This is a genomic window from Pseudomonas sp. MYb118, assembly GCF_040947875.1.
Lineage (GTDB): Bacteria > Pseudomonadota > Gammaproteobacteria > Pseudomonadales > Pseudomonadaceae > Aquipseudomonas.
This window is the reverse complement of record NZ_JBFRXN010000003.1, coordinates 1-20,657: the sequence shown is the minus strand read 5'-3', so window position 1 is coordinate 20,657 and position 20,657 is coordinate 1. Positions and strand designations below refer to the sequence as shown.

Annotated in this window: 23 protein-coding genes, 1 tRNA gene and 2 pseudogenes; 4 read left to right on the top strand and 22 right to left on the bottom strand. The window is 56.6% G+C overall.

Annotation, left to right across the window (positions count from 1 at the left end; translation table 11 throughout):
• The first annotated feature begins 24 nt into the window (after positions 1–24).
• On the top strand, positions 25–1,008 hold the full coding sequence (locus ABVN20_RS21475; RefSeq protein WP_368557763.1) for an alpha/beta fold hydrolase: 984 nt from the start codon (positions 25–27) through the stop codon (positions 1,006–1,008).
• A gap of 94 nt (positions 1,009–1,102) precedes the next feature.
• Here the strand turns inward: ABVN20_RS21475 and ABVN20_RS21470 are convergent, their stop codons facing one another.
• The 3 genes from ABVN20_RS21470 to ABVN20_RS21460 form a co-directional block, all read right to left on the bottom strand.
• Positions 1,103–1,585 carry a type II toxin-antitoxin system YhaV family toxin gene (locus ABVN20_RS21470; protein ID WP_368557762.1) on the bottom strand — a complete coding sequence of 161 codons (483 nt, stop codon included), beginning with the start codon at positions 1,583–1,585 and terminating at the stop codon, positions 1,103–1,105.
• Positions 1,586–1,588: 3 nt separating this feature from the next.
• Positions 1,589–1,798, bottom strand: coding sequence for a hypothetical protein (locus ABVN20_RS21465; RefSeq protein ID WP_368557761.1), 210 nt, complete (start codon positions 1,796–1,798; stop codon positions 1,589–1,591).
• A gap of 260 nt (positions 1,799–2,058) precedes the next feature.
• A tRNA-Leu gene (locus ABVN20_RS21460) sits at positions 2,059–2,145 on the bottom strand.
• A 557-nt stretch (positions 2,146–2,702) separates the two neighbouring features.
• On the opposite strand from ABVN20_RS21460, the gene ABVN20_RS21455 reads away from it, so the two are divergent.
• Positions 2,703–2,912 carry a hypothetical protein gene (locus ABVN20_RS21455; protein ID WP_368557760.1) on the top strand — a complete coding sequence of 70 codons (210 nt, stop codon included), beginning with the start codon at positions 2,703–2,705 and terminating at the stop codon, positions 2,910–2,912.
• Positions 2,913–3,383: 471 nt separating this feature from the next.
• Here ABVN20_RS21455 and ABVN20_RS21450 read toward each other — a convergent pair whose 3' ends face one another.
• From ABVN20_RS21450 to ABVN20_RS21425, 6 genes and pseudogenes are all read right to left on the bottom strand, one after another.
• Positions 3,384–4,424 (bottom strand): DUF4435 domain-containing protein, encoded by a 1,041-nt coding sequence (locus ABVN20_RS21450; RefSeq protein WP_368557759.1) that lies wholly within the window; start codon positions 4,422–4,424, stop codon positions 3,384–3,386.
• The gene (locus ABVN20_RS21445; protein ID WP_368557758.1) at positions 4,424–5,554 is read right to left on the bottom strand and encodes an AAA family ATPase; all 1,131 of its coding nucleotides are present in this window, start codon (positions 5,552–5,554) and stop codon (positions 4,424–4,426) included. The genes ABVN20_RS21450 and ABVN20_RS21445 overlap by 1 nt, the downstream gene beginning before the upstream one ends.
• A gap of 303 nt (positions 5,555–5,857) precedes the next feature.
• Positions 5,858–6,013 carry a DUF4113 domain-containing protein gene (locus ABVN20_RS21440; protein ID WP_368558691.1) on the bottom strand — a complete coding sequence of 52 codons (156 nt, stop codon included), beginning with the start codon at positions 6,011–6,013 and terminating at the stop codon, positions 5,858–5,860.
• Positions 6,014–6,079: 66 nt separating this feature from the next.
• Positions 6,080–6,301, bottom strand: a pseudogene (locus tag ABVN20_RS21435) (DNA polymerase V subunit UmuC); the annotation flags it as partial.
• Between the two features lie 57 nt (positions 6,302–6,358).
• Positions 6,359–7,138, bottom strand: coding sequence for a hypothetical protein (locus tag ABVN20_RS21430; protein WP_368557757.1), 780 nt, complete (start codon positions 7,136–7,138; stop codon positions 6,359–6,361).
• Positions 7,131–7,554 (bottom strand): annotated as a pseudogene (locus tag ABVN20_RS21425) (LexA family protein). Before ABVN20_RS21425 ends, ABVN20_RS21430 begins: the two are co-directional and overlap by 8 nt.
• A gap of 102 nt (positions 7,555–7,656) precedes the next feature.
• Between ABVN20_RS21425 and ABVN20_RS21420 the strand changes: the two are divergent.
• The gene (locus ABVN20_RS21420) at positions 7,657–8,370 is read left to right on the top strand and encodes an SOS response-associated peptidase family protein (protein WP_368557756.1); all 714 of its coding nucleotides are present in this window, start codon (positions 7,657–7,659) and stop codon (positions 8,368–8,370) included.
• Between the two features lie 212 nt (positions 8,371–8,582).
• Here the strand turns inward: ABVN20_RS21420 and ABVN20_RS21415 are convergent, their stop codons facing one another.
• Positions 8,583–9,377, bottom strand: a complete 795-nt coding sequence (locus ABVN20_RS21415) for a DNA adenine methylase (protein ID WP_368557755.1) — start codon at positions 9,375–9,377, stop codon at positions 8,583–8,585.
• A gap of 174 nt (positions 9,378–9,551) precedes the next feature.
• Here ABVN20_RS21415 and ABVN20_RS21410 point away from each other — a divergent pair, with 174 nt between their 5' ends.
• Positions 9,552–10,121: a hypothetical protein gene (locus tag ABVN20_RS21410; RefSeq protein ID WP_368557754.1), complete on the top strand. Its 570-nt coding sequence runs from the start codon at positions 9,552–9,554 to the stop codon at positions 10,119–10,121.
• Here the strand turns inward: ABVN20_RS21410 and ABVN20_RS21405 are convergent.
• The 12 genes from ABVN20_RS21405 to ABVN20_RS21350 form a co-directional block, all read right to left on the bottom strand.
• Positions 10,110–10,649: a lysis system i-spanin subunit Rz gene (locus ABVN20_RS21405; RefSeq protein WP_368557753.1), complete on the bottom strand. Its 540-nt coding sequence runs from the start codon at positions 10,647–10,649 to the stop codon at positions 10,110–10,112. The genes ABVN20_RS21410 and ABVN20_RS21405 overlap by 12 nt on opposite strands.
• Positions 10,631–11,194, bottom strand: a complete 564-nt coding sequence (locus tag ABVN20_RS21400; RefSeq protein ID WP_368557752.1) for a glycoside hydrolase family 19 protein — start codon at positions 11,192–11,194, stop codon at positions 10,631–10,633. Before ABVN20_RS21400 ends, ABVN20_RS21405 begins: the two co-directional genes overlap by 19 nt.
• 56 nt (positions 11,195–11,250) lie before the next feature.
• The gene (locus tag ABVN20_RS21395) at positions 11,251–12,297 is read right to left on the bottom strand and encodes a phage late control D family protein (protein ID WP_368557751.1); all 1,047 of its coding nucleotides are present in this window, start codon (positions 12,295–12,297) and stop codon (positions 11,251–11,253) included.
• Positions 12,298–12,381: 84 nt separating this feature from the next.
• Positions 12,382–12,588 (bottom strand): tail protein X, encoded by a 207-nt coding sequence (locus tag ABVN20_RS21390; protein WP_368557750.1) that lies wholly within the window; start codon positions 12,586–12,588, stop codon positions 12,382–12,384.
• Positions 12,563–13,408, bottom strand: a complete 846-nt coding sequence (locus ABVN20_RS21385) for a phage tail protein (protein ID WP_368557749.1) — start codon at positions 13,406–13,408, stop codon at positions 12,563–12,565. The genes ABVN20_RS21390 and ABVN20_RS21385 overlap by 26 nt, the downstream gene beginning before the upstream one ends.
• A 12-nt stretch (positions 13,409–13,420) precedes the next feature.
• Entirely contained in the window at positions 13,421–15,844 is a 2,424-nt protein-coding gene (locus tag ABVN20_RS21380) for a phage tail tape measure protein (RefSeq protein ID WP_368557748.1), read from the bottom strand.
• A gap of 148 nt (positions 15,845–15,992) precedes the next feature.
• Complete coding sequence (locus ABVN20_RS21375) at positions 15,993–16,304, bottom strand: phage tail assembly protein (RefSeq protein ID WP_368557747.1); 312 nt, start codon at positions 16,302–16,304, stop codon at positions 15,993–15,995.
• A gap of 12 nt (positions 16,305–16,316) precedes the next feature.
• Positions 16,317–16,820 (bottom strand): phage major tail tube protein, encoded by a 504-nt coding sequence (locus ABVN20_RS21370; protein ID WP_368557746.1) that lies wholly within the window; start codon positions 16,818–16,820, stop codon positions 16,317–16,319.
• Positions 16,821–16,831: 11 nt separating this feature from the next.
• Positions 16,832–18,004, bottom strand: coding sequence for a phage tail sheath subtilisin-like domain-containing protein (locus ABVN20_RS21365; RefSeq protein ID WP_368557745.1), 1,173 nt, complete (start codon positions 18,002–18,004; stop codon positions 16,832–16,834).
• A gap of 83 nt (positions 18,005–18,087) precedes the next feature.
• Positions 18,088–18,714 (bottom strand): hypothetical protein, encoded by a 627-nt coding sequence (locus ABVN20_RS21360; RefSeq protein WP_368557744.1) that lies wholly within the window; start codon positions 18,712–18,714, stop codon positions 18,088–18,090.
• A gap of 55 nt (positions 18,715–18,769) precedes the next feature.
• The gene (locus ABVN20_RS21355) at positions 18,770–19,117 is read right to left on the bottom strand and encodes a hypothetical protein (protein WP_368557743.1); all 348 of its coding nucleotides are present in this window, start codon (positions 19,115–19,117) and stop codon (positions 18,770–18,772) included.
• Positions 19,114–20,657, bottom strand: a 1,544-nt coding sequence (locus ABVN20_RS21350) for a phage tail protein (RefSeq protein WP_368557742.1), incomplete at its 5' end; no start/stop codon positions are given. The genes ABVN20_RS21350 and ABVN20_RS21355, both read right to left, overlap by 4 nt.

Below are 20,657 nucleotides of genomic sequence, written 5' to 3'. Positions count from 1 at the left end.
GGTACCCAGACGAGAGCTCTCACCATGACCGACGAAATCCAAGGAACCTCCCGCCGCGCGCTGATGAACGCGGGCCTGACAGTGGCAGCCCTCGCGGTGGCCGTGCCGGCCCTCGCGGGCCAACCGGGCCAACCGGGTAAAGCGCCAACGCCCGCCAGCGGCGGTTCACGCCATCAGGGCTCGGGCTATCTCACCCTCAAGGACGGCACCCGCCTGTTCTACAAGGACTGGGGCAGCGGCCAACCCATCGTCTTCCATCACGGCTGGCCGCTGTCGGGGGACGACTGGGACAACCAGATGCTGTTCTTCCTCAGCAAAGGCTTTCGCGTGATCGCCCATGACCGCCGTGGCCACGGCCGCTCCAGCCAGACCGCCACCGGCAACGACATGGACACCTACGCCGCCGACTTCGCCGAACTGGCCGCCCACCTCGATCTCAAGGGCGCCGTACACATCGGTCACTCCACCGGTGGTGGCGAAGCTGCACGCTACGTCGCACGCCATGGCGGCAATGGCCGCGTGGCCAAGGCCGTACTGATCGGCGCCGTCCCACCGATCATGCTGCAAACGGCGAACAACCCCGGTGGCCTGCCACTCAAAGTATTCGACGGCTTCCGTGAAGCCCTCGCCGCCAACCGCGCGAACTTCTACCGCGACGTGGCTGCCGGTCCTTTCTATGGCTTCAACCGACCAGGCGCCAAAGTCTCCGAAGCCGTGATCGACAACTGGTGGCGCCAGGGCATGACCGGCGGAGCCAAGGCGCAATACGACTGCATCAAGGCCTTCTCGGAAACCGACTTCACCGAAGACCTGAAAATGATCAACGTACCGACCCTGGTCCTGCACGGCGAAGATGACCAGATCGTCCCCATCGAAGACTCAGCGCGCCTGAGCATCAAACTGCTCAAGCACGGCACGCTGAAAACCTACCCTGGCCTGCCCCATGGCATGTGCACCACGCATGCCGACACGATCAATGCGGATTTGCTGGCGTTTATCAAGGGGTGATGGGTGGGCTGCGACGTTGCGGCCGGAAATCAACGAACGTTGGCCATTCGCCAAAACAAAAAGCCCACCGCTAGGCTGGGCTTTTTTCTGGCTATCATCCGTGTTTGGGCACCGGAGCGGATGCCTTTATCAAATCAGCGAACGTTGATGGCATTTGACCACTCTTAAGCAGGGATTTGAACACCGCATACACATCTGTTCTGGCTCCGTCCTTGCGAAGGGTGGTCACGTCGTTTAACCAGGCATAGACAATTCGTTTTGGAGCATCTCCCACGAACTGAAAGAACAGTCGATATCGATTTGGCAGGCCTGATTTGACTCTGCGCCAGTGCCGGCAGTCTTTTCCTAGCGTATTGCCTTGAAGGTATTCTGAAGCTGCTGGATTCGCAGGCACCCGAACCAGTATTGAAAAGTCGACCTTCTCCAATAGCTTGTAGTGCGGGTGCTGATGGAAACGATCTGGGTGTTCATCGGCAAGCGATTCAACCTCTTCCACCAAAGTTTCCAAGCGATTCAGGAACAAGGGGTGCCCATAAAGCGCCCAGTCATTGATAACAGCATTCGTCCGTGAAAGCATTCCTTATCCTTCTAGAAGATCGCCTCGCCCACGATTAACGCGTGCTTTGACGCGTAAGCGCTCCATGCGCTTCAACAACGACGCAGAAATTGGTTCGATACGTTCAGGGTTTTCACAGATATCGACGCTCAGCAGACCGAGAAATGCTTTCCTGGTCTCCTGCTCCTCACGTTCGGCGGCGAGAGATGACACCTGCCCCTTTCTCTTAGACACAAATCACTCCTTGAGTCAGCGTTACCAAGGGCTGACCTCAGAGTGACTATACAACACACAGGGTTTCACGGGCCTTCAAGTGGTTACCGGCAATTTCAAAGGGTTCCGAGCGGCGAGCGTCAACACAGGTATACGTCGGCAACTTTAATGAAGCTACGCATCCGCAATCGAAGGGGCGAAAAGTAGGCACACTCAGTAAATTGCGGCCCAAAAACGAACAAGGGTTTGCACAGCTTTCGCCAGCAAACCCTTGATAAAGATGGTGCCCGAAGCCGGAATCGAACCGGCACGCCCTTACGAGCGGGGGATTTTAAGTCCCATGCGTCTACCAGTTTCGCCATTCGGGCGGTAGCGCGGTCAAGCGGTCTGAAGGCCTTGGCCTGTCAGTTCTGCCGCTTGTGCAGCAAAGGACGAAATATATACATCCCGTCCCGGTGAAGCAAGTTTGCGAGGGCCCTTTTCAAGACTAAATCTTGCCGTCCTGCGCAAATGAAAAAGCTCCGTAAATCAACAATCTACGGAGCTTTTCAAGAGTGGAGGCCGAGGTCGGAATCGAACCGGCGTAGGCGGATTTGCAATCCACGCCACAAAGCTAAGTAGATCAATAGCTTAGCAGAAAAACCGTTCCGCAAGCCACCATTTTTCCTGGCGCTGCAACCCACGCGCTACGCGGGCTCGACATTTGCTTGCGGAACGCTTTTTAGTCCAGCTTTTAGAGCTTTGAGGCCGGGACCGGGCCGCGCTAGGCTGGACCGACGACATTGAGTCACTCGATTCCCGCTCTGCCCACCGTCCTAGCCCGATTTGTAGGTCAATGCAAAGACTGATAAGAATTGGCGTCCAATCTCGTCCTTCTCATAATGTATTCATACCGCTAAGCTGCTCTTGTCAAGGAGGAGCCATCATGTACCAATCAGACCTATTACCTTCCCTGCTCTACAAGCTCAACGAGAATCAACTCGCTCTGGAAGCTGCTATCCTGGAACTCTCCAACTGGGTGGAGGCTCGCGGATCAGCAGAAGTCGCCGACAACGTTCGCGGTGCTCTTGATACTATCGACAAGAATGAAGAGTTCATCAAACTGACACTTGCGGTACTCATGTCACCGGAATGAAAATTACGGCAAGTGATCGGTCAGACTCAGACGTCCACTGATCCCTATGGTGGTTCAACCGGTTCTATTTCACCCCCTAAAGAAAGGCTGTTCACGCTGACCCGAGAGAGCACCGTGCCACTTTTTGCGCCACCCATCCAACTAGCCTTTCTTCGCAGATTGTGCATCAGAACAACTTCTGACACCTGTAAACAATAAATATGTGTCATTAGCATTGCCGCACAGCTATATATATTTTACAACTTAGAAGACCGATAATAGCTCTTTCCGCCTATTGCCACCTGGAACGTGTGGCGGCGCTATTACGCTGTCTAGGCTCGACGATAAAAATCTTTCAGTGGGAGGATTAGTTTACTGCTCAACTACTGCCAACCACGCTCAGGAATTGCGGCGAGTCCAGAGCCGCACAACAGACCCTGGATTTGAAATCAGATTAATCCACGCACAAACAATAATTTCGCACACGTTTACTCATGCGTACTGAGCCTTTATCTGATTTAAAGTCGAGTCAAAAAAAGGCACACCATCATAAATAGGGGTTCGCGAAGATAAAATTTCAGTAAAGCTACCAAATGACCCTACATACTCTCTAATTTTTTCTGGAGCGTTTGTTGAAGCGGCTGAAACAATCTCACCAATCCGTCTTTTTTTGTGGAATTCCAGTCGTTTGCACGAAAGCTCTTTGACTACTTCGCTCCAGTCGTGCCCTCTGACAAAAAAATAGACATTGCTAGGCACCACCCCAGAGACGGACAGTGATTTTTGATAGCTTTTAAAGCGATCTAGTAGTGACTGAGCGGCTAAATAAGAATTTAACTCGACATCTAGTACCGCTAGCGCCTCAATAAAATCATTCCAGTGCGTGCATCCAGAGAATTCAATCGCCTCAGAAACTGGCTTCGACTTAAGAATATCCATGGCCGCTTTAAAGTTCGACTTGAAATAGGATAACTCTGAGCTTGTTTTACCCCACAGCAGTGCTTCTAAATAAAGAATTTTAGAAAATGGCTCATACACTTGCTCGGAAATGTTCTGAAAAATTTCCTCCGAGGTTTGCTTTAAATGCTTCGAAGACACACCTGTTTGGTGACTTATTACTTTATCTACTAAAACAGGATTAAAATATATACTTTCTTTCGAATGCACCAATGTCCAGTAAATATTGCCATCCGCATTGACAGACCCGGCGAAATCATCCGCAATCTTTGACGTAAATCTAAAATCGCTATCCAAGCAGAAAATTTGATATTTACCTAAATTAATTTGCCCTCTATCTAACAATGCCAGCAGCCTACTACATCCATTAGATGATTTTCCATCTGGCGCCGGGAATATTGAAGCTGGCTTGAATACAAATTTAAATTTATCAAACCCTTCAAATAATGGTAACCACAGACGGCAGTCGTCATGAGACTCCAACCAAACGACGACTTCAGGAATCTCATTACTATCCATAAAGTATTTTTGATTCTCGATGTAATCAGCATCCAATGCAAATCCCAAATCTTCCATTATTTCACCCGTGCAAAAGATCCAACATTGATAATTTTTTCACCTTCTGCATTGCCGATCATTGCGGGAGAGTGGGTAGAAATTATGAACTGGGATTTTGGAGCCAGGGCCCTCAAACTCTTCAAGAGTTGTTTTTGCCATTTTATATGCAGTGAAAGATCTGGCTCATCCAAAAGAAACACAGTGTCTTTATCTTTGTTCAAATATGCCGCCAACAACAAACAAAGTAGAGTCTTTTCGCCTTTAGACAAATTGAACCACTCGACTGACTCTTTAGGCCGAGACTTAACTCTGAGCTGCAGCATTTTTTCATCAGTATAAAATATCTCTCTACCAGTCATACTAAAAAAAATGTTGACCTCAGTTAGAAATGAAGACTCTGGAGTAGAGATTGACCGTAGATCTTCGACTCTCTCCCTGAGCGATAACGGCATCTCGCTATCAGAAAATAGTTCGTCGATCTGCTTAATCAAATCATGCAGTTCACTATTAAAATTAGTCTTTGTTTCCACCATCGAAAATTCAATAATCAACAGGTATAGAGTTTTATCAAGAGTATTCTTTTTTGAAAATATATCTAGCTCTTCCAACCTCTCAGATTGATCAACATCTTGGTTAAAGTTAAATAGCTCATCACAATAAAGAAGTGACTGCACCCCAATCCCGGTAGCAGCAGCCCCTTTTTTAACCCTAGAACTATCGGCAATAGTCAGAACATTTGTTGAGCGCAAATCTCGCTTCTCACCATCCTTACTAACAAGAGTTTTATTTTTCTTGTTAATTGGCAAAATTCTTGAGTTCAAATCAGTGAAGTACTGTTTTAGTGAATCTTCCTTCTGTGGATTTTTGATCTGCGGTGGGGAAAAATCGTCTGAAACTGGCCGGGCTACCTTTCCATGATTGAGAATACGCCCATCCAATAGAAAAATTTGACTTGCCCAATTCGAGCGAGGAAATAAATACTCCCCACGATTCGCAAGTGAAATAGTACTATGAATTATTCCGAGAGCAGTTGACTTGCCGATTCCGTTATAACCCGTAAATATCGTAATTGGAGAGTCAACATCAATGAAGGCAGTTTCATCATCCGTAAATATATTATGTATTCCTACTTTCGTTATTCGATTCATGTGGCCTTCAAAGATTAAACCATAAGAAATTTGATTTAGCTTGTGAGATATTAGACTTTTCTGATTACTTTTGCTACGCCTTGTCTCCCTGAACCTTCGCTTGAGCCACACACGGACAAACTGCAGGCGTCACAGGCTCACTATCCGATACTAATCAAGACCTACTGTCGGTCTGATCAGATCGGGCTGACTCTCACTGACCAATCTCTGCTGGCGAGTACCCGAGATTCCGAAAATCCCTTCATTTTAATTCACCTTACTGTGTGAACGGCGCCAGAGTGATCTCGATTTTGCATCCCGAACTCAAACGCAGGCCACCTTCCACAGCTGATCCAAATTCGTGGTGTAGCTTTGACTCATTAATTCGCGCCGCATCCTCCAATCTGGAGTGGCTGGCACGCTGGCAGCTCGCAGAGTCCCTCTCCCCCACTTCCCATTGATCCGATCCAACACTGCCATTACACGGGTTGCCTCGGAAGTCTGAGAGACAGCGAATAGGTCGTCTGTGTACTCGCCAGGTTGGCAAAGGTTGAGCAACAGCACTTCCGCTTTGCTGTATGAAAATCCTGGTCGGTACACGCGGTCTAGCGCATCCACAGCAGTCTTGGTCAACAGGCGCACGTCATCCGTTGGGTAGGGCAACTCCACCACCACACCGTTTGCGTACTTGGGTTCGTCGGGGTTGAACATGCCGGTACGGATGCTGACCCTGATCTTTTTGCACAAAGAATCTGTGCCCTCAGCTTTTCCGAGGCTCGAATCATGTAAGGTGGCCGCCGCCTTCCTCGATTGGCGGCAGCTCTTTCAGCCGTTTGCCAAACATACGGCTGCAACAGATCCTCCTAGCTTGGGGGATCTGGCTCTTCCAGATCCAGGCACGAGGTGCCGGCCAGCTCCCGAGCGGTTTTCTCGATAACGACACTGAAGTTTTTCCGTAACGACCAAGCGTCGGCCTTTGCCAGGTCCATAGCGCTTTTGATACCCAAGGTGTTCAAGTGCACTTTCATGCGCCGGCCTACGCCGCCATACCTCACCAACATCGGTGTTCCGCAGGACCCAGTCACGCTTTACCGGATCGCAGATGTTCACTACGCCACCGGTTTGGGCCTGCAGACGTTTTGCCGTGTGATTGGCCAGCTTCGCCAGGGTTTTGGTGGGAGCAATGCCAACGCCGACCGGGATGCCTGTACAGCGGAGTACCTGACTGCGGATATGGCGGCCCAGCGCATCCAGGCCGTGGATTCCCGTTAGGTCAACGAAGGCCTCGTCGATGCTGTACACCTTGACCGCCGGCACCATCGACTCGATCAAGGACATCACCCGCTCGCTCATGTCGCCATATAGTGCGTAATTCGACGAGAAGGGAATAATGCCGTGCTGCCTTAGCGTGTGCTTGATCTTGAAATACGGCTCGCCCATCTTCACAAACGGCTTGGCGTCGTAGCTACGGGCAATCACACAGCCGTCATTGTTAGAGAGTACCACGATAGGCACCTTGGCCAGGTCCGGACGAAATACCCGCTCGCAACTGGCATAGAAGCTGTTGCAGTCGATCAAGCCGAACACCGGTGAAGGCTTAGACATGGCTGCGCACCGTGCCCGTGATCACACCCCAAATCGACAGCTCGTCACTCTCCAGGATGTACCGCGCTGGGTATTTCGGATTCTCCGACAGCAGCACCACTTCTTTGCCGCGGATGCATAGCCGCTTACAGATTGGATCGTTGTTGAGCAACGCCACCACGATGTGGCCATGAGCAGGCTCGAGCGAACGGTCCACAATCGCCAAATCGCCTTCAAAATACCGGCCCCCTGCATGCTGTCGCCGGTAATCGACACCAGGTACACATGCGGGGCCCGAATATTCAGAACCTCATCGAGCGAGATTTGGGCCTCGATATGGTCAGCTGCTGGCGACGGTAAAGCCGCCGGCACGCGAAACAAACACAGTGGCAGCTTCCGGCCGGCCTGGCGATTGGCCCTATAGTTAAAAAGCTCATGACGCACGATTTCCGATACTGTACGAATATACAGTTAACTTTCAAAAAGCCTTGCGGTCAATTTATGCAGGAAGAAATCTGATAGGTGGGGGGGGGTGAGTGATGTGTGGACGACTTTCTCAATACGACGGCATACACGACTTCGTCGCTGCACTGAGCATGCCCAATGCATTGATCAACAATGCCGGCGATCAACCGTTCGAACGCTACAACGCCGCCCCGACCACCCAGCTCGCCCTCTTTCATCAGGAAGGTGACTCCCTGCGCGCGGACATGGTGCGCTGGGGTTGGCGACCACACTGGGCTAAGGATCGTGCCGCGCCCATCAATGCCCGTGTCGAGAAAGTCGCCCATGGCCCCTTCTTTCGGGCGATCTGGCCACACCGAGCAATCGTCGCCATCAACAACTGGTTTGAATGGGTTGACGAAGGTGAACCAAAAAAGCAGCCCTACCTCATCCGCCACAGGGACCGCATGCCGATTCTGTGCGCAGCGATCGGCCAGTACCCGAACGCCGAGCACGAACCCAGTGAGCATGATGGTTTCGTCATCATCACCGCCGACAGCGCTGGCGGCATGGTGGATATTCACGACCGCCGCCCCGTGGTGTTGTCACCAGAACTGGCGCGCGAATGGCTTGATCCGGCAACGCTCAAGGAGCGCGCTGAGCAGATGGTGTTGATGCAGGGTGAGCCCAGCAATGCGTTCGAGTGGTTTAAGGTCGACCGCGCCGTGGGCAATGTTCGAAACCAAGGGAAGGAATTGATCACGCCGGTGGGTGACATCCTAGGTGGGGATGAGAAAGGTAATGGCTGATCCGAAGGTCTTTACCTTCACTACGACATCCAACACATTACCAGCAGCACCGCCGAAACCCACACGACTGTCATCAAAATTGAAAGTCCAACGAGCTGCTTGTCCATTGGCCGGGCCTGGTGCACTGAACAAGCAGCATGGGCCGATTGAGCTCCTCTTGCAATACTGCAAATCCGCGCGGAAGTGCTCTACTCCGAGCCCTCCAGCCAAAATTAGAATAGCCCTCCTAACGCGGCCGGCACCCAGTTCATGATTACCAGTTCACCACTGACGTCAGCTTTCCCCTGCCGCTGGTTGGCAGTGGTGTAGCGGATATCAAGGGTCTCAAAGTGAAAGCCCTCGAATACGCGGCGAATGTCGGGGTGATCGTTGATGCTGACCATCACCCTGCCCTTGCAGCGACGCATGAATTCAGCCATGCGCTCATAGTTTTCAAACGGAAAATCCACGCCGTAGCCGGCGGTCTGCCAGTACGGTGGATCCATGTAGTGGAACGTGTGCGCACGGTCGTAGCGTTCTGCACATTCAAGCCAGGGGAGATTTTCGACGTAGGTGCCAGACAGGCGCTGCCACGCGGCGGAGAGGTTCTCCTCGATGCGCAGCAGGTTAATCGCCGGGGCGGTAGTCGCAGTGCCGAACGTCTGCCCGGCGACTTTGCCGGCGAAGGCATGGTGTTGCAGGTAGAAGAATCGAGCCGCACGCTGGATGTCGGTGAGCGTTTCGGGACGGGTCATTTTCTGCCACTCGAACACCTGGCGTGAGCTGAGCGCCCATTTGAATTGGCGCACGAACTCTTCAAGGTGGTTCTGCACGACGCGGTACAACGTCACCAAGTCGCCGTTGATGTCGTTGAGCACTTCAACGGGCGCGGCCTGGGGACGCATGAAGTAAAGCGCGGCACCGCCGGCAAAGACTTCAACGTAACACTCGTGTGGCGGAAAAAGCGGAATGAGGCGATCGGCTAGGCGACGTTTGCCACCCATCCAAGGGATGATAGGAGTAGACATTGAAAGCAAGACCTTTACTGTATGAATAAACAGGTGCTAGGCTCGCTGTGCTTTGTGCACAGGGCAGGAGCCATGGCTGGACTTGCAGGATTGGTCTGCAGTTTAGCGGGCCTGATTAGATGTTGACGCATCTAACAGGCTCGCTCCTTACTACGGATGAAAGGGATATTCCTTATGAAGTTAAAAGAATTTGCTGAGCAGCTAAAATCTGAGATTGAAAGATTTTCTGCCCAAGGAAATGAGTCGATCAAAATCGACATCCTGACCTCTGCACTCGACAAAGCTATTGCGGCGGACGATCAGGAGAGTGAAGCCGTAGTTATTGAAAGATTAAAAGCATACCTACAGTCCCAAGTCGAAATACAAAAATACAATCACGCTGTAGACTTGGAAATGTTCAAGTCCATCATTGAAACCGGGCAGAATGCTATCAAGTCAATCATGCTGCTCAATGGTGGCGCAGCCGTTGCTCTACTTGCCTTCATCGGCAAACTCGCCGGCACAGGACAAATCCCACTTTTCGCAACACCACTAACGACTTTTGTGATTGGTGCGTTTACTGCAGGACTCACCTCCGGAATAAGCTATCTTACGCAACTTATTTATTCCGAAGAAGGTAAACTAAGAACCCGGTCTGGCATTGCCCTGCAAGCAATAGCCGTTTTACTAGGTTTACTGGGACTCGCTGCATTTGGATATGGGACTTATAAATCGTATTTTGCATTCATTGGCCTAGGGCCTTGATATCAACTCCACATAATTCTGACATGCCCTTAACGCCATCAATCCTGTATCACCGTCGTCGGTGATGCCGATAATTCTTTGAGCATGCGCCGGGTCAAGTTCGGCTCTTGCGGGACCATGAACCACGCCGCCGCCGGCGGTGGTGGCAGGCACCGATCCGCTTGCGTTCCCGGGTTTGGCGGCGAGTAGGACTGACAAGCGCACATCAGCAGTGGCAAGGCGATCGCGCAGGCGATCTTGATCACGTTGGGCATCGTTCAGGGCTCGGTAATGAGTTTGCTCGTTGGCGGACAGGCGCTGCTCCAGGGCAAAGCGGTTGTCGCGCTCAGTTCGTTGTTGCGCGGCGGCTGCCAAGGCCAGTTGATTCAGGGTGTCAACGTGCAGGCGGGCTTGTTGCTCAAGCTTCTGGCCGTAGCGCCAGTCCTGGACCTGCCAGGCCAGCGCGCCGAAACAGCCTGCCACGACGAGCACTGCTGCGCCCATCATGAACATCCGATACTGCGGCGGAATCAGGTCGCTGAAACGCATAACACCCCCTTCGCTCGCTCCCACAGTTGCAGCCGATCGGCCAGCCCATTCAGGCCGCCGTTGATCTTGCGTGTGATCGCGTTGAACTCATTGCGATCGGCAAGCGCGTTCAACCCGTTGACGAACCAGAACCAGGCCGCTGACTCGGCGGCCCATTGCGGCTGTTCCAGCAGCGCCGGAGTGCGCAGCAATCGCTCATCACCAAACAGCGCCAAGCTGCAGCGCAGGTAGTTGTCGTGGCCAGTGATTTGGATCAGGCCGCGACCTCGATAGCGTTGACCATCGCCGTCGGCCGCGGGGGTGTTGCCGAGCTTGGCCGCCAAAGTGCCGGTGTCGTACTTGCTCAGGTACTGCTCACCGCCCAGCTCGCGGACGTACTGCAGTTGGCCGGACTCATGCCCGACCTGGGCCAGGAACGCTGCCTGACGTTTCGGTGTGTCGATTTGCCGGCCGGCCATGGCGGCATTGAGCGCGGATACAAAAACTCCCGCTTGGCGGCGGGCGTTGGGCATGATGCGTAAAAGCTGTTGCTCAGTGAGTGACATACAAACTCCAGGCGTAAAAAAACCGCTCGCGGCGGCCGATGGGATGCGCTGTAGCGCTATGCGAGGCTGACCACCTTGACCGGCTTCTCAGCTTTCTTTTTCTTACCTTTGGCCTTGGCCTTGCCCTTCTTGCCGCCGTTGCATTCGACGGTGGTCGACCATCCCGACTGGGTGTAAACCTGCTCGACCGAGTCGGCCAGGTACTCGCCATCGAGCCCGACCTTGAAGCCCTGGGCGTTTATCGGGCGCTCGGCAAAAATGTCGGTTCGCCCCGGCATTTCAAACCGCACGCCGGCAGTCGAGCGATTGAACGCAGCCAAGCGCGCCTTGGCGGCCGACTCGGCGGCGGTCTTGTTCGGGTGAATGTGTCGATCGGTATGCACTGCCGGCAAGCCATCCGGCACGTCGTCGTTGTCCAGGGCGACCACCACCAATTCGCCAGTCTTCTTGTCCTGATGTTTGGCCCCGACCGACTTGTGCGCGTTGCGATCACCCAGGCGAAATTGCCAGCGACTGACGTCCGATCGCGTAAGGGTGATCGCCCCGAACTTCTGACCGCTCGCGCTTTCCCCAGCCTGGCGCGGCATGACCAACAGCTTGCCGTCGGCCACCTTGGCTGTGCAGTCGTATTGCTTGGCCAGCCGGGTGATAAAGCTGAAATCCGACTCACTGAGTTGATCCGCGCGGGCAACCTTGGTCGACACCGGGCACACCGGCTGCCAGCCGTTGCGTGCGGCGATATCGGCGACGATCTTCGACAGCGGTACGTTTTCCCAGCTGCCGCTACGAATGGTCTTGCCGCTGCCGCGCATGTCACTGGCCTTGCCGCGGATCACGAGCGTATCCGGCGGACCGGACACCTCGACCTCATCAACCACGTAACGCCCCTGGCGCGCCAGGCTTTGCCCTTCGTAGCCCAGGTAAATCTCAACACCGGCCCCGCGGCGCGGCAACGTCACCAGGCCATCGCGATCATCAATGCGCAATTCGAACTCATCCGACTCCATCCCGGGCTTGTCCGAGGTGCGCAGCAGTAACAGCCGGTCATTGATCAACGCCGTGATATCGGCGCCGTCAGCGACCACGCGAAACTTGGGGTTCATGGAATTTTTCCGAAAAAAAACCCGCACAAGGCGGGTCAGAAACGTAAGGAGCTTGGAGGATACAAGCCATGAGAGTGTAGACCACTAATCCCATAATGAGACGTGTTCAACCATGGGTGCAGGCAGATCCGGCAGCCAGATCAGCACGCCGGCGCGAAAGGGCTGGACCTCATCGGCCAAGCCCTGATTGGCCGCCAGCACCGCCTCCACGCTGCCGACCAGATGGCCGTAATAGTTGTGACAGATAGTATCCAGCAGATCCCCATCAGACGTTCTGCATGTCGTCGCCATAGCAGACAAACTCCAGTGTGAACCCTTGTTTACGCGGGATACCGCCCGGCATCAGCACGCTTTGCTCTTCCTCGATCGAGGTCAGGCACCAGGTGCCCAACACCTCGCCATAACCGGTGGTCAGGGTCAGCGGCTGCAACCGGCCGCCGATCTGGCGCAAGGTGTCGAGCTGTTTCAAGCCCCCCTTGAAGCCCGGGAAGATCGCGCCCTTGAGGGTGATTTTCTCGTCCCCCATGCCGATCCCTTGCTGGGCCGGCCGGCGCCCAAGGCGCTCTTGGGAAGCCCAGCGGAACGCCGTCGATCGGCGCAGTTCGTCAAAGGCTGCGGTGTCGAGGTTGAAGAAATACGGCGCCGCCTTAGGGTCTTGCGGCTGGATGATCAACAGGTGCGGGAACGGCTTAACCGCTTCCGGCGCCGGCGTCTGATCCGTGGCAAAGGCCCCAGTGGGCAAGATGTTGGCCAAGGCGGGACTGGCGTTGCCGGCGACCTTATTGATCGCCGTGGCCGCCCGGCTGGCCTGCTCCTTGAGCACACCCAGGCGCTCGTCGATTTGCGACACCGCTCGGGTGGCCGTGCCATACATGGCCACCACCTGGCCGACCTTGGCCTGCGCGGCATTCACTCCGCGCATGACCCGTTGCAGCTTGGCGCCCAGCGCCGGACCGACAAAGGGCACGCCCTCCAACTCGGACGCGGCGCCGGTGATTTCGCCGATCGCACCGTTCACCGGCCCCAGCATGCCGTCCATGCTGCGCCGACCGGTCTCCCCGGCTGACGCCAGGTACTTCAACCCCGATTGCAACTGCTCCAATGCAGGCATAAGTCCCCCTGTTTAAATATGCGGCGCGTCGTACAGCTTGCGGCTTTCCAGTTGCTGGGCCATTTCGCGCTGATGCTGCTCAAGATACGGGCGAATTTGCGCATAGAGCTGGGCGCCGTCTTTGACATCGCCCTGGACAGTCAGGGTAAACGGCGCCTGGATATCCACCTTGGAATCGACCTTGACCCCCTCGGCCTTTTCAGCGGCCGGCGGCTTGGCCAGCAGCGCCGCGGCGGCGTCAGCACTGGCCGGCGGCATCAACATTGCCCGCGCGGCATCGCCGGGCTGGGCACCGCCAGGCTTGGCGAAGGACCGCCCGATAGCGCCCATCACTGGCGGCAGGTTCTGGCCAGCGTTGGCCATCATCAGTGGACCCGCGTCCGGCATGCGCTTCAGCGATTCATCGGTGCCAAACATCGACTTACCGAGATAGCCCCCTAGTGGATCACCGCCAAGGCTGCCGATAATCCCGCCAATAAGCCCACCAGCCACCGTACCGATCACCGGCACCACTGAGCCAATCATGGCCCCCGCCGCCGCACCGCCGATGGCGCCTGCCAGGCCGCCCACGGCCGCGCCATAACCCTCGGCTTTTTCGTCCTGGGTTTCGGCATTCTGATAGGTGTCAACGGCCTTAAAGCCCGCCTCCACCACCGCAAGCATCGTGGCCCCCTTGACCACCGAGCCCACGCTTACACCACCGCCACCGCCCCCCTTGGCCCCGCCCTTGCCATTTTTTCCTTCACCGCCCAGGTCGCCCAAGTCCGGACCGCCGGCCCCGCCCAGGGCGCCCATGTTGGTCACGATCACCTTTTGCGGGATGTTCGGATTGCCCATCAACGAACCGCGGCCGATGTTCAGCAAACCCTTGGCGATCTTGAAACTGCTCATCGCCGTTTGAAACGCAATCAGCGCCGCCACCGCGGCGCCGATACCTGTAACCACCTTCGGGGACTCATCAGACAGTTTGCTCAGGCCTTGGGTGACGTAGGTCAGTCCATCGGCCACCGCGTCGGTCACCGGTCGGAAGGCATCACCGATCGCGCGCATGGCGTCATCGGTGTTCTGCGCCATTTCGGCCCACTTCTGCGCCGACGACTGCCGGCGCTCTTCCAGGTTCTTGTCCAGAATCCCGGTGGCATCGGCCGAGTCCTTTTTGAGCTGGGCGTACAGGTCCTTGTTCTGCATGAACGCGGTCAACGCGCCCTTGACCTGCATATCGTTGAACAGGTCGCCGGTGCGCAACGCCTGCTCCAGGGACGCAATCATGGCCTTGGCTTTTTCCGGATCCTGCTCCTTGCTGATCTTCGCCGTGGCCTCAGCCATGGCCGCGGCCTTTTTCGGATCGGTCGCCGCGATGTACTTCTGTGCCAACTCAAAGCTGGATTCCAGCGTTGACTTGCCATTCTGCAGGCCGGTGTTCATCGAACCCTGATAGTCGATCCCGGCCTTTTTGTAGGCCTCGATCGTGTCACCCGAGCCGATTTTTTCCATCCAGTTTTTGAGGTTGTTGGCCGCCTCATCGGCGCCGCCGGCGGTCTTCATCTGCACTTGCAGCATGGCGCCCAGTTGCGTCACCGAGTCCATACCGGTAATGCCCAGCTTGCCCATCCCCGCGAGCAGCTCAGGGAACCAGCGCGCCATGTCGGCGGCTTCAAAGCTGCCCGCCTGACCTTGGAAAGCGATCGCCTCAAGGGCTTTTTGCATGTCGGCCGGGTCGGTGATCTTGGCGTTCTGCCCCAGGGCGTTGATCATGCGCGCCGTTTCGCCGCCGTCCGACCCCTGGCCGATGGCAAACTTAGCCGCCGTCGGTGCGTAGGCCAGGGCCTTGTCCAGTTCCATACCAGCGCCTACCAGGGCGTTGACCACCTCGGCCACCTGATTGCGCGCCATGCCCGTTTCACGCGACGTGTCGATGATCCTTCGCGACATGTCGCCCTCTTCGGGCTTGTTGGCAATGTTCGACTTGATCGCAATGTCACGAATGATTGCGCCATAGTCCGCGCTGACCTTGGTCGGGATGGCCATCGCGGCCGTGGCCGCCACGGCCTGGCCGACGCTGCTTTTGAGCTTCTCCTTGCCCTCATCGAGTTGCATATGCCCTTTGGCTTTCAGCTCCGCCTTGACCGCGGCCTGCCCCATCGTGGCGTATGCCTTACCCAAGTTACGCACCTCAATGCCTTGTTTCTTCAGGCTGTCGAGGTTGCTATTGAGCTTCTTCAGCAGCGCGCCGGCGCCCTGCTCACCTGCCAGGTGCGACTTGCGCCACTCATCGCGCAGACGGATGGTGTCGCTGATGGTCTTTTGCAGCACCCGGGCCTTTTGCCCTTCAGCCTCCAGCTTCTTGATGCGCCCGGTGACATCCTTAAATGCGCTGCCCACCGTGGAGCTAACTGCCCCGCCGATGACCAGGCCGAGCGCGAGTTTATTCGCCATGTGCGTGCCCCATACGTCGAGGAATTCAACAGCGGCTCAATCCGTGAGCCACCACACCATTTCCGAGAAAGGCATGGCCTTAATCTCGGCCGCGGAAAAACCAGTCTCCTTAGCCAAGCGTCGGGCCAACACCTTCAAGGTGGCTTCGTTACAGGTCGTCGTCTTCAACCAGGCGAAAATAGCCCGCCTGTAAACGGTTGTAGTCCTTGATCTTGAGGGCGGTCAGCTCGGCATCGCTGGCCATGACCAAGCTGCAAAAGAGGTTCTTTTCGAGCTTGTCCATTTCGCCACCGCTGGCCGCTTTCGCGGCCTCCATGTCCTTCACGCTCGGCGCGCGCATAGACAACTTGTCGACCACGACGCCGCCGATATTCGCCTTGTAGGCCAGCGTTACGGTAACGCCTTCGTCCGTCAGGACCAGCCAGCTCGGCAAAGGCTTGTTGAGGTTGATTGGTGTCATGTTCATTTATCCTTAAAGTCCCAGGGCCGAGCGTTCGGCAGCCAGCTGATCGACACCGTCGACCACCTGGATCATGTTGAGGGGGTCGATCTCGTACATCACGCGACCGTCGATTTCGAGCTTGTAGTACGTGAGCTTCACGGCGTGCTTGATTTCCGCCTTGTCACCCAGCTTCCAGTCGCCCATGTCGACTTCTTTGATGCCGCCGCGCATGGTCACGATCACCGCCACCACGGTGCCCTTAAGGCCCCTGAAGGAGCCGCGAAACACGATGTTGGCCGCGGTCTGATCGGCCAGGCCGAAATACTTCAGCGACTCACGGCGAACGCCATTGGTGGTAAACGCCGCCTCCAGCTTTTCCAGGCCCATCGCGAACTCAATCGGCGCCGACATGCCGCCGCCTTGATAGTCGTCAGTTTTTTGGGTCAGCTTGGGTAGCGTCAGGGTCGGCACGTCGCCGGCAAAACTCACACCGTCGACGAACGCGGCGCAGTTGGAGAGAACTTGAGGAATCATCGTTTGGCCCCTTAGGCAGTTTCGAGAACTTCGGTCAGCCACTCGTTGGTGACTTCAATGAGGAAATTCGGGTTTTCCGCCGGCGGCACGTCGGTGAAGCGGATGCGCCAGTAGATTTTGCCCTGCTCGATTTGGCTGGCCGTGTTCATTTCGGGGTCTGCGTAGACCTCAAAATTGATCACCGCACCGGCGTTTTTCTGATCGCGCATGAACGCTTGCAGACCTTCGGTAACGTCCTTGACGTACGTCTTGGTAATCGAGCGGTCGACCGCCCACTTGTGCCCGGCCTGGATCGCATCCATCAGGATGTCGCAGGTGCGAACTCGGGTAACAAACGCCCATTTCGCATCGCTGGACAACGTGCGGTTGCCCCACAAGCGATACCCGCCGTCGCGAATGATCGTGGTGATATTGGCGTTGTTGAGCAGATTCGCCCGGCAAGTCTCGTCGCCGTCGAGGTATTCGATCGGCCGCGTGGTGCCGGTCATGCCGACAAATTCCTTGTTCGACGGCGATGCCCAGTAGCCATAGTTGGCATCGGTCCAGGCGAACAGACCCGCCGTCCAGGCCGAGCCCGGCGCGTCGATCGTGGCACTGGTGCCGGTGTCCCAGTACTGCACACCCGGATCGACCATATACAGACGCTTACTGCCGAATTCCTCGGCATAGGCCAGAGCCGCCTCGTCGGTGGTGTTAGGGCCGTCGATGATGGCGATCGCGCGCAACTTGGCGGCCAGCGCGTCCATGGCGGTGGCCACCGCCTGGGTGGCGGAATGCTTGGGGGCAATGATGAGTTTCGGCTGGGCGTTGTGTTTGCTCTTGCCATCGAGCAGCGCTTGCAGGCCGGTACGCTGACCCGAGGCCAGTACGCCACCGATGATGGCCGACGTTTGCAGCGCGGGATCTTCCAGCTTGGCCACACCCACCGCGACGATCACCGCCTTGGCCCGCACATAGATCGCCTGGGCGGCCTTGGTAATCGCCGAGTCAGCACCGAACGCGGCAATGGCTTCGCGCTCGGACGTGAGCAGCACCAGATCACCGGCCTTGGCCGTGCCGCCGCCGAGCACGCCCGGGGTGAAGGTGTCGCACAAACCAATGATCGAGGACGACGGCAGCGAGATGGTGCGCGCGCCGGTGTCGATCAACGTCGTGGTGACGCCGTGAAAAAAAGAACCACTCATAAAGGTCAGTCTCCAAAAACGAAAAACCCCGCGTGAGCGAGGTTGTGAGGGGTGTCTGCGTTACGCGTAACGGCGCAGCGGGGTTAAATGGATTTCCAGGGGTTGACCTCAAACGTCAGGCCTTTCCACTGCGCGGTCGGGTCGCTGCTGTAGTCCTCGGCCCAGTCGCTGGGCTCGGGTTTGAAGCCCAGTTGGATCACCAGGGCGCGGGTGTCGGACCACTGCCACACGCCATAGAAACCGTAGTAACGCCGGCCGGTGGCTTTGTGCGTGGCCAGCAGCAGCCGGCGGCCGCCCTCCCCGGGGCGATCCTCTACGCTCCCGTCACCCCAATAGCGGTAATCACACTCGGCCACCGGGCAACTGAACCAGGGATGAAAGCGCATGTTGTTGGCCGGGTTGCGAATGGCCAGCCACCAGAGCTGGGAAAACCAGTGATAGGCGCCCAGTCCGAAGGGCGCATTCAGGTGCCACCAGCCACGCTTGTCGCCCAGGGCACCGTCGCGATCGTTCGACCAGAGCCAGGCCCAGGCCGGCAGCTTGGCCAGCCTCCAGTTGCCCGGCGCCTGACTGAATGGAATTGCCGGCCCCTCGATCGCCAGGAGTGGCAGCGCGGCTGGCACCACCAGAAACCCCAACAGGATCAGCGTTAAGCGTAACGGCAGGAACAACGCCCACTGCAAAGCAGCGCGCAAGATATGCGACGTCATAAACAAACCTCGGTAGTAGACAGCGGAAAAGAAACGCCCCGTCAGTGCGGGGCGCTTATTCGACCTGTTCGGCGATCCATTCCGGCGCGACCGGCCGGTGCTGACTGTCGGGGAAATCGGGCGATTGCGGCCAATCGCGCAACGCCTGAAGGTAGGTCAACAGCACAGCGAACTGAGCCGTCGTCAATGTGGTTTCAATGCCTGCATCGAGCTGGTCGCGATGCCGATCACGCAGCCACGACACACGTACCACTTCAGCATCACGCCAAGCACGCTCGACGTCGGCCAGGGGGGCGACATACGCCGGCGGCACCACTTTCGAAAACGTCTCGTCTTCGCCCACATCCTCCGCACTACTGACAGCGCGAAAACCACCCGCCGCATTCACGGCAAAGCCATTCATAGATTGTCCTCCCAGCCCAGGCATCGCATGCTGAAGTCCGCAGCATTTGAGGCGCAGTAAAGGTTTTGCCCAGCGGTCAGCATCAAGCGCGACATGGAGCGCCAGAAATCGACCGCCGAAGTTGAGGTAGACGCGCCGCTCGCAATCGGCGGCGGGTTGGTGGTGCTCAGGTAAGTGCCGTATGCGTTGGTATCGGCAACCGCGTAATAAGCGCCGGCAGATTGGGCAAATGCAAAGAAATCCACCGCCGCCGCCGTAACCGGAACAAATGGCGCAAGGCTCACCGCGACATAACCGCCCGCCCCAGGGTTACCCAGCACCCCACCCGCCATGGATGGCAAGGCCACCAGGTTGCTCCCCGCGGTCACCGCGTAACGGGCCTGTCGACCAAACTGGCAATAGGCCAACGGAAACTTGTTCCCCGTGGCATCCGTCCTGAACCAGCCCACCCGAGCCTTGAAGGTGTAGCCACCAGGCAGCGCCGGCGCCGTTGCAGATAGCGACGTGATCGCCGCAACCGCCGAGCCATCAGCCGACGCAATGACCCACACCGAGTACCATGTGGATGCGGTAATAAGCCCCGCATCCAGGCTGCCACCCTGATTGATCGTCAGGGCGACATTTCGAACTGTTTTGTAAAGGCCATCAGCGTTTTCCAACACCAGCTCATCCGCAGAAATCGTGATGTTGGTATTGGTGCCGGTAGCGGATAGCTTGAGGTTACTGAATGCCCCACGAACACCAGACGCCAAGGGCGCCGGCAACCGGTCCATCAAAACGAAGTCGACACCGTCGTACTCCACATCGACCAGTTGACCGGCAGCGATCACCGCCGCGACCTTGGCACCGGTATGGTCATACTGCTTGAGTTCTTTCGCACCACGCCCCGAAACATTCAGCGTTGCGGGCCCTGATCCTGCCTCATGGAATTTGACACGGTAGCGCAGGTTCGCCGCATAAACCCCAATGGCCGGGACCGGGGCCAGCGTGTACGCCGGGGAAGCCCCCGACGTGGTGAATGCCGTCGCGGCTTGGGACTGGATAGTGAAAAGCACCTCAGCCCGGGTAAAAGCATCGGTGATGCCCATTGCGGCCAAGGTATTTGGATTATCCCCCGACACCACAAGGCCACGATTGTTGGTCTTGACGCGGGTGTACTCGCCGGCTGTTTTGTTCGCCGGCAACACCTCCAGGATGGCCGCATCCACGTACCCGCGCGTAGCCAGCACCACGGACGGGTCAATCTTGATCGTGACGCTGCCGGAGTTGTTGACGATGAAATTCATCCGCACCACTTGCGTGCGACCAGAGCCTTGAGCCAGCAGTGGCTTATAGCTCGGCGCGCAGTTGGCCACAGCCACCAGATCGCCCGCCTCGTCGTACAGACCGATTTCACGAATCCAGCGCCCTCCCTCATCGGCTGGGATGACTTGCTCGGCAATGATGATCGACGGGTCTACCGGATCAACCTTGAGTTGATTCAACGGCCGGCGACGCCACTCGTTGATCAGCCTGGTTTGCTCAGGTTTGGCGAGTCCGC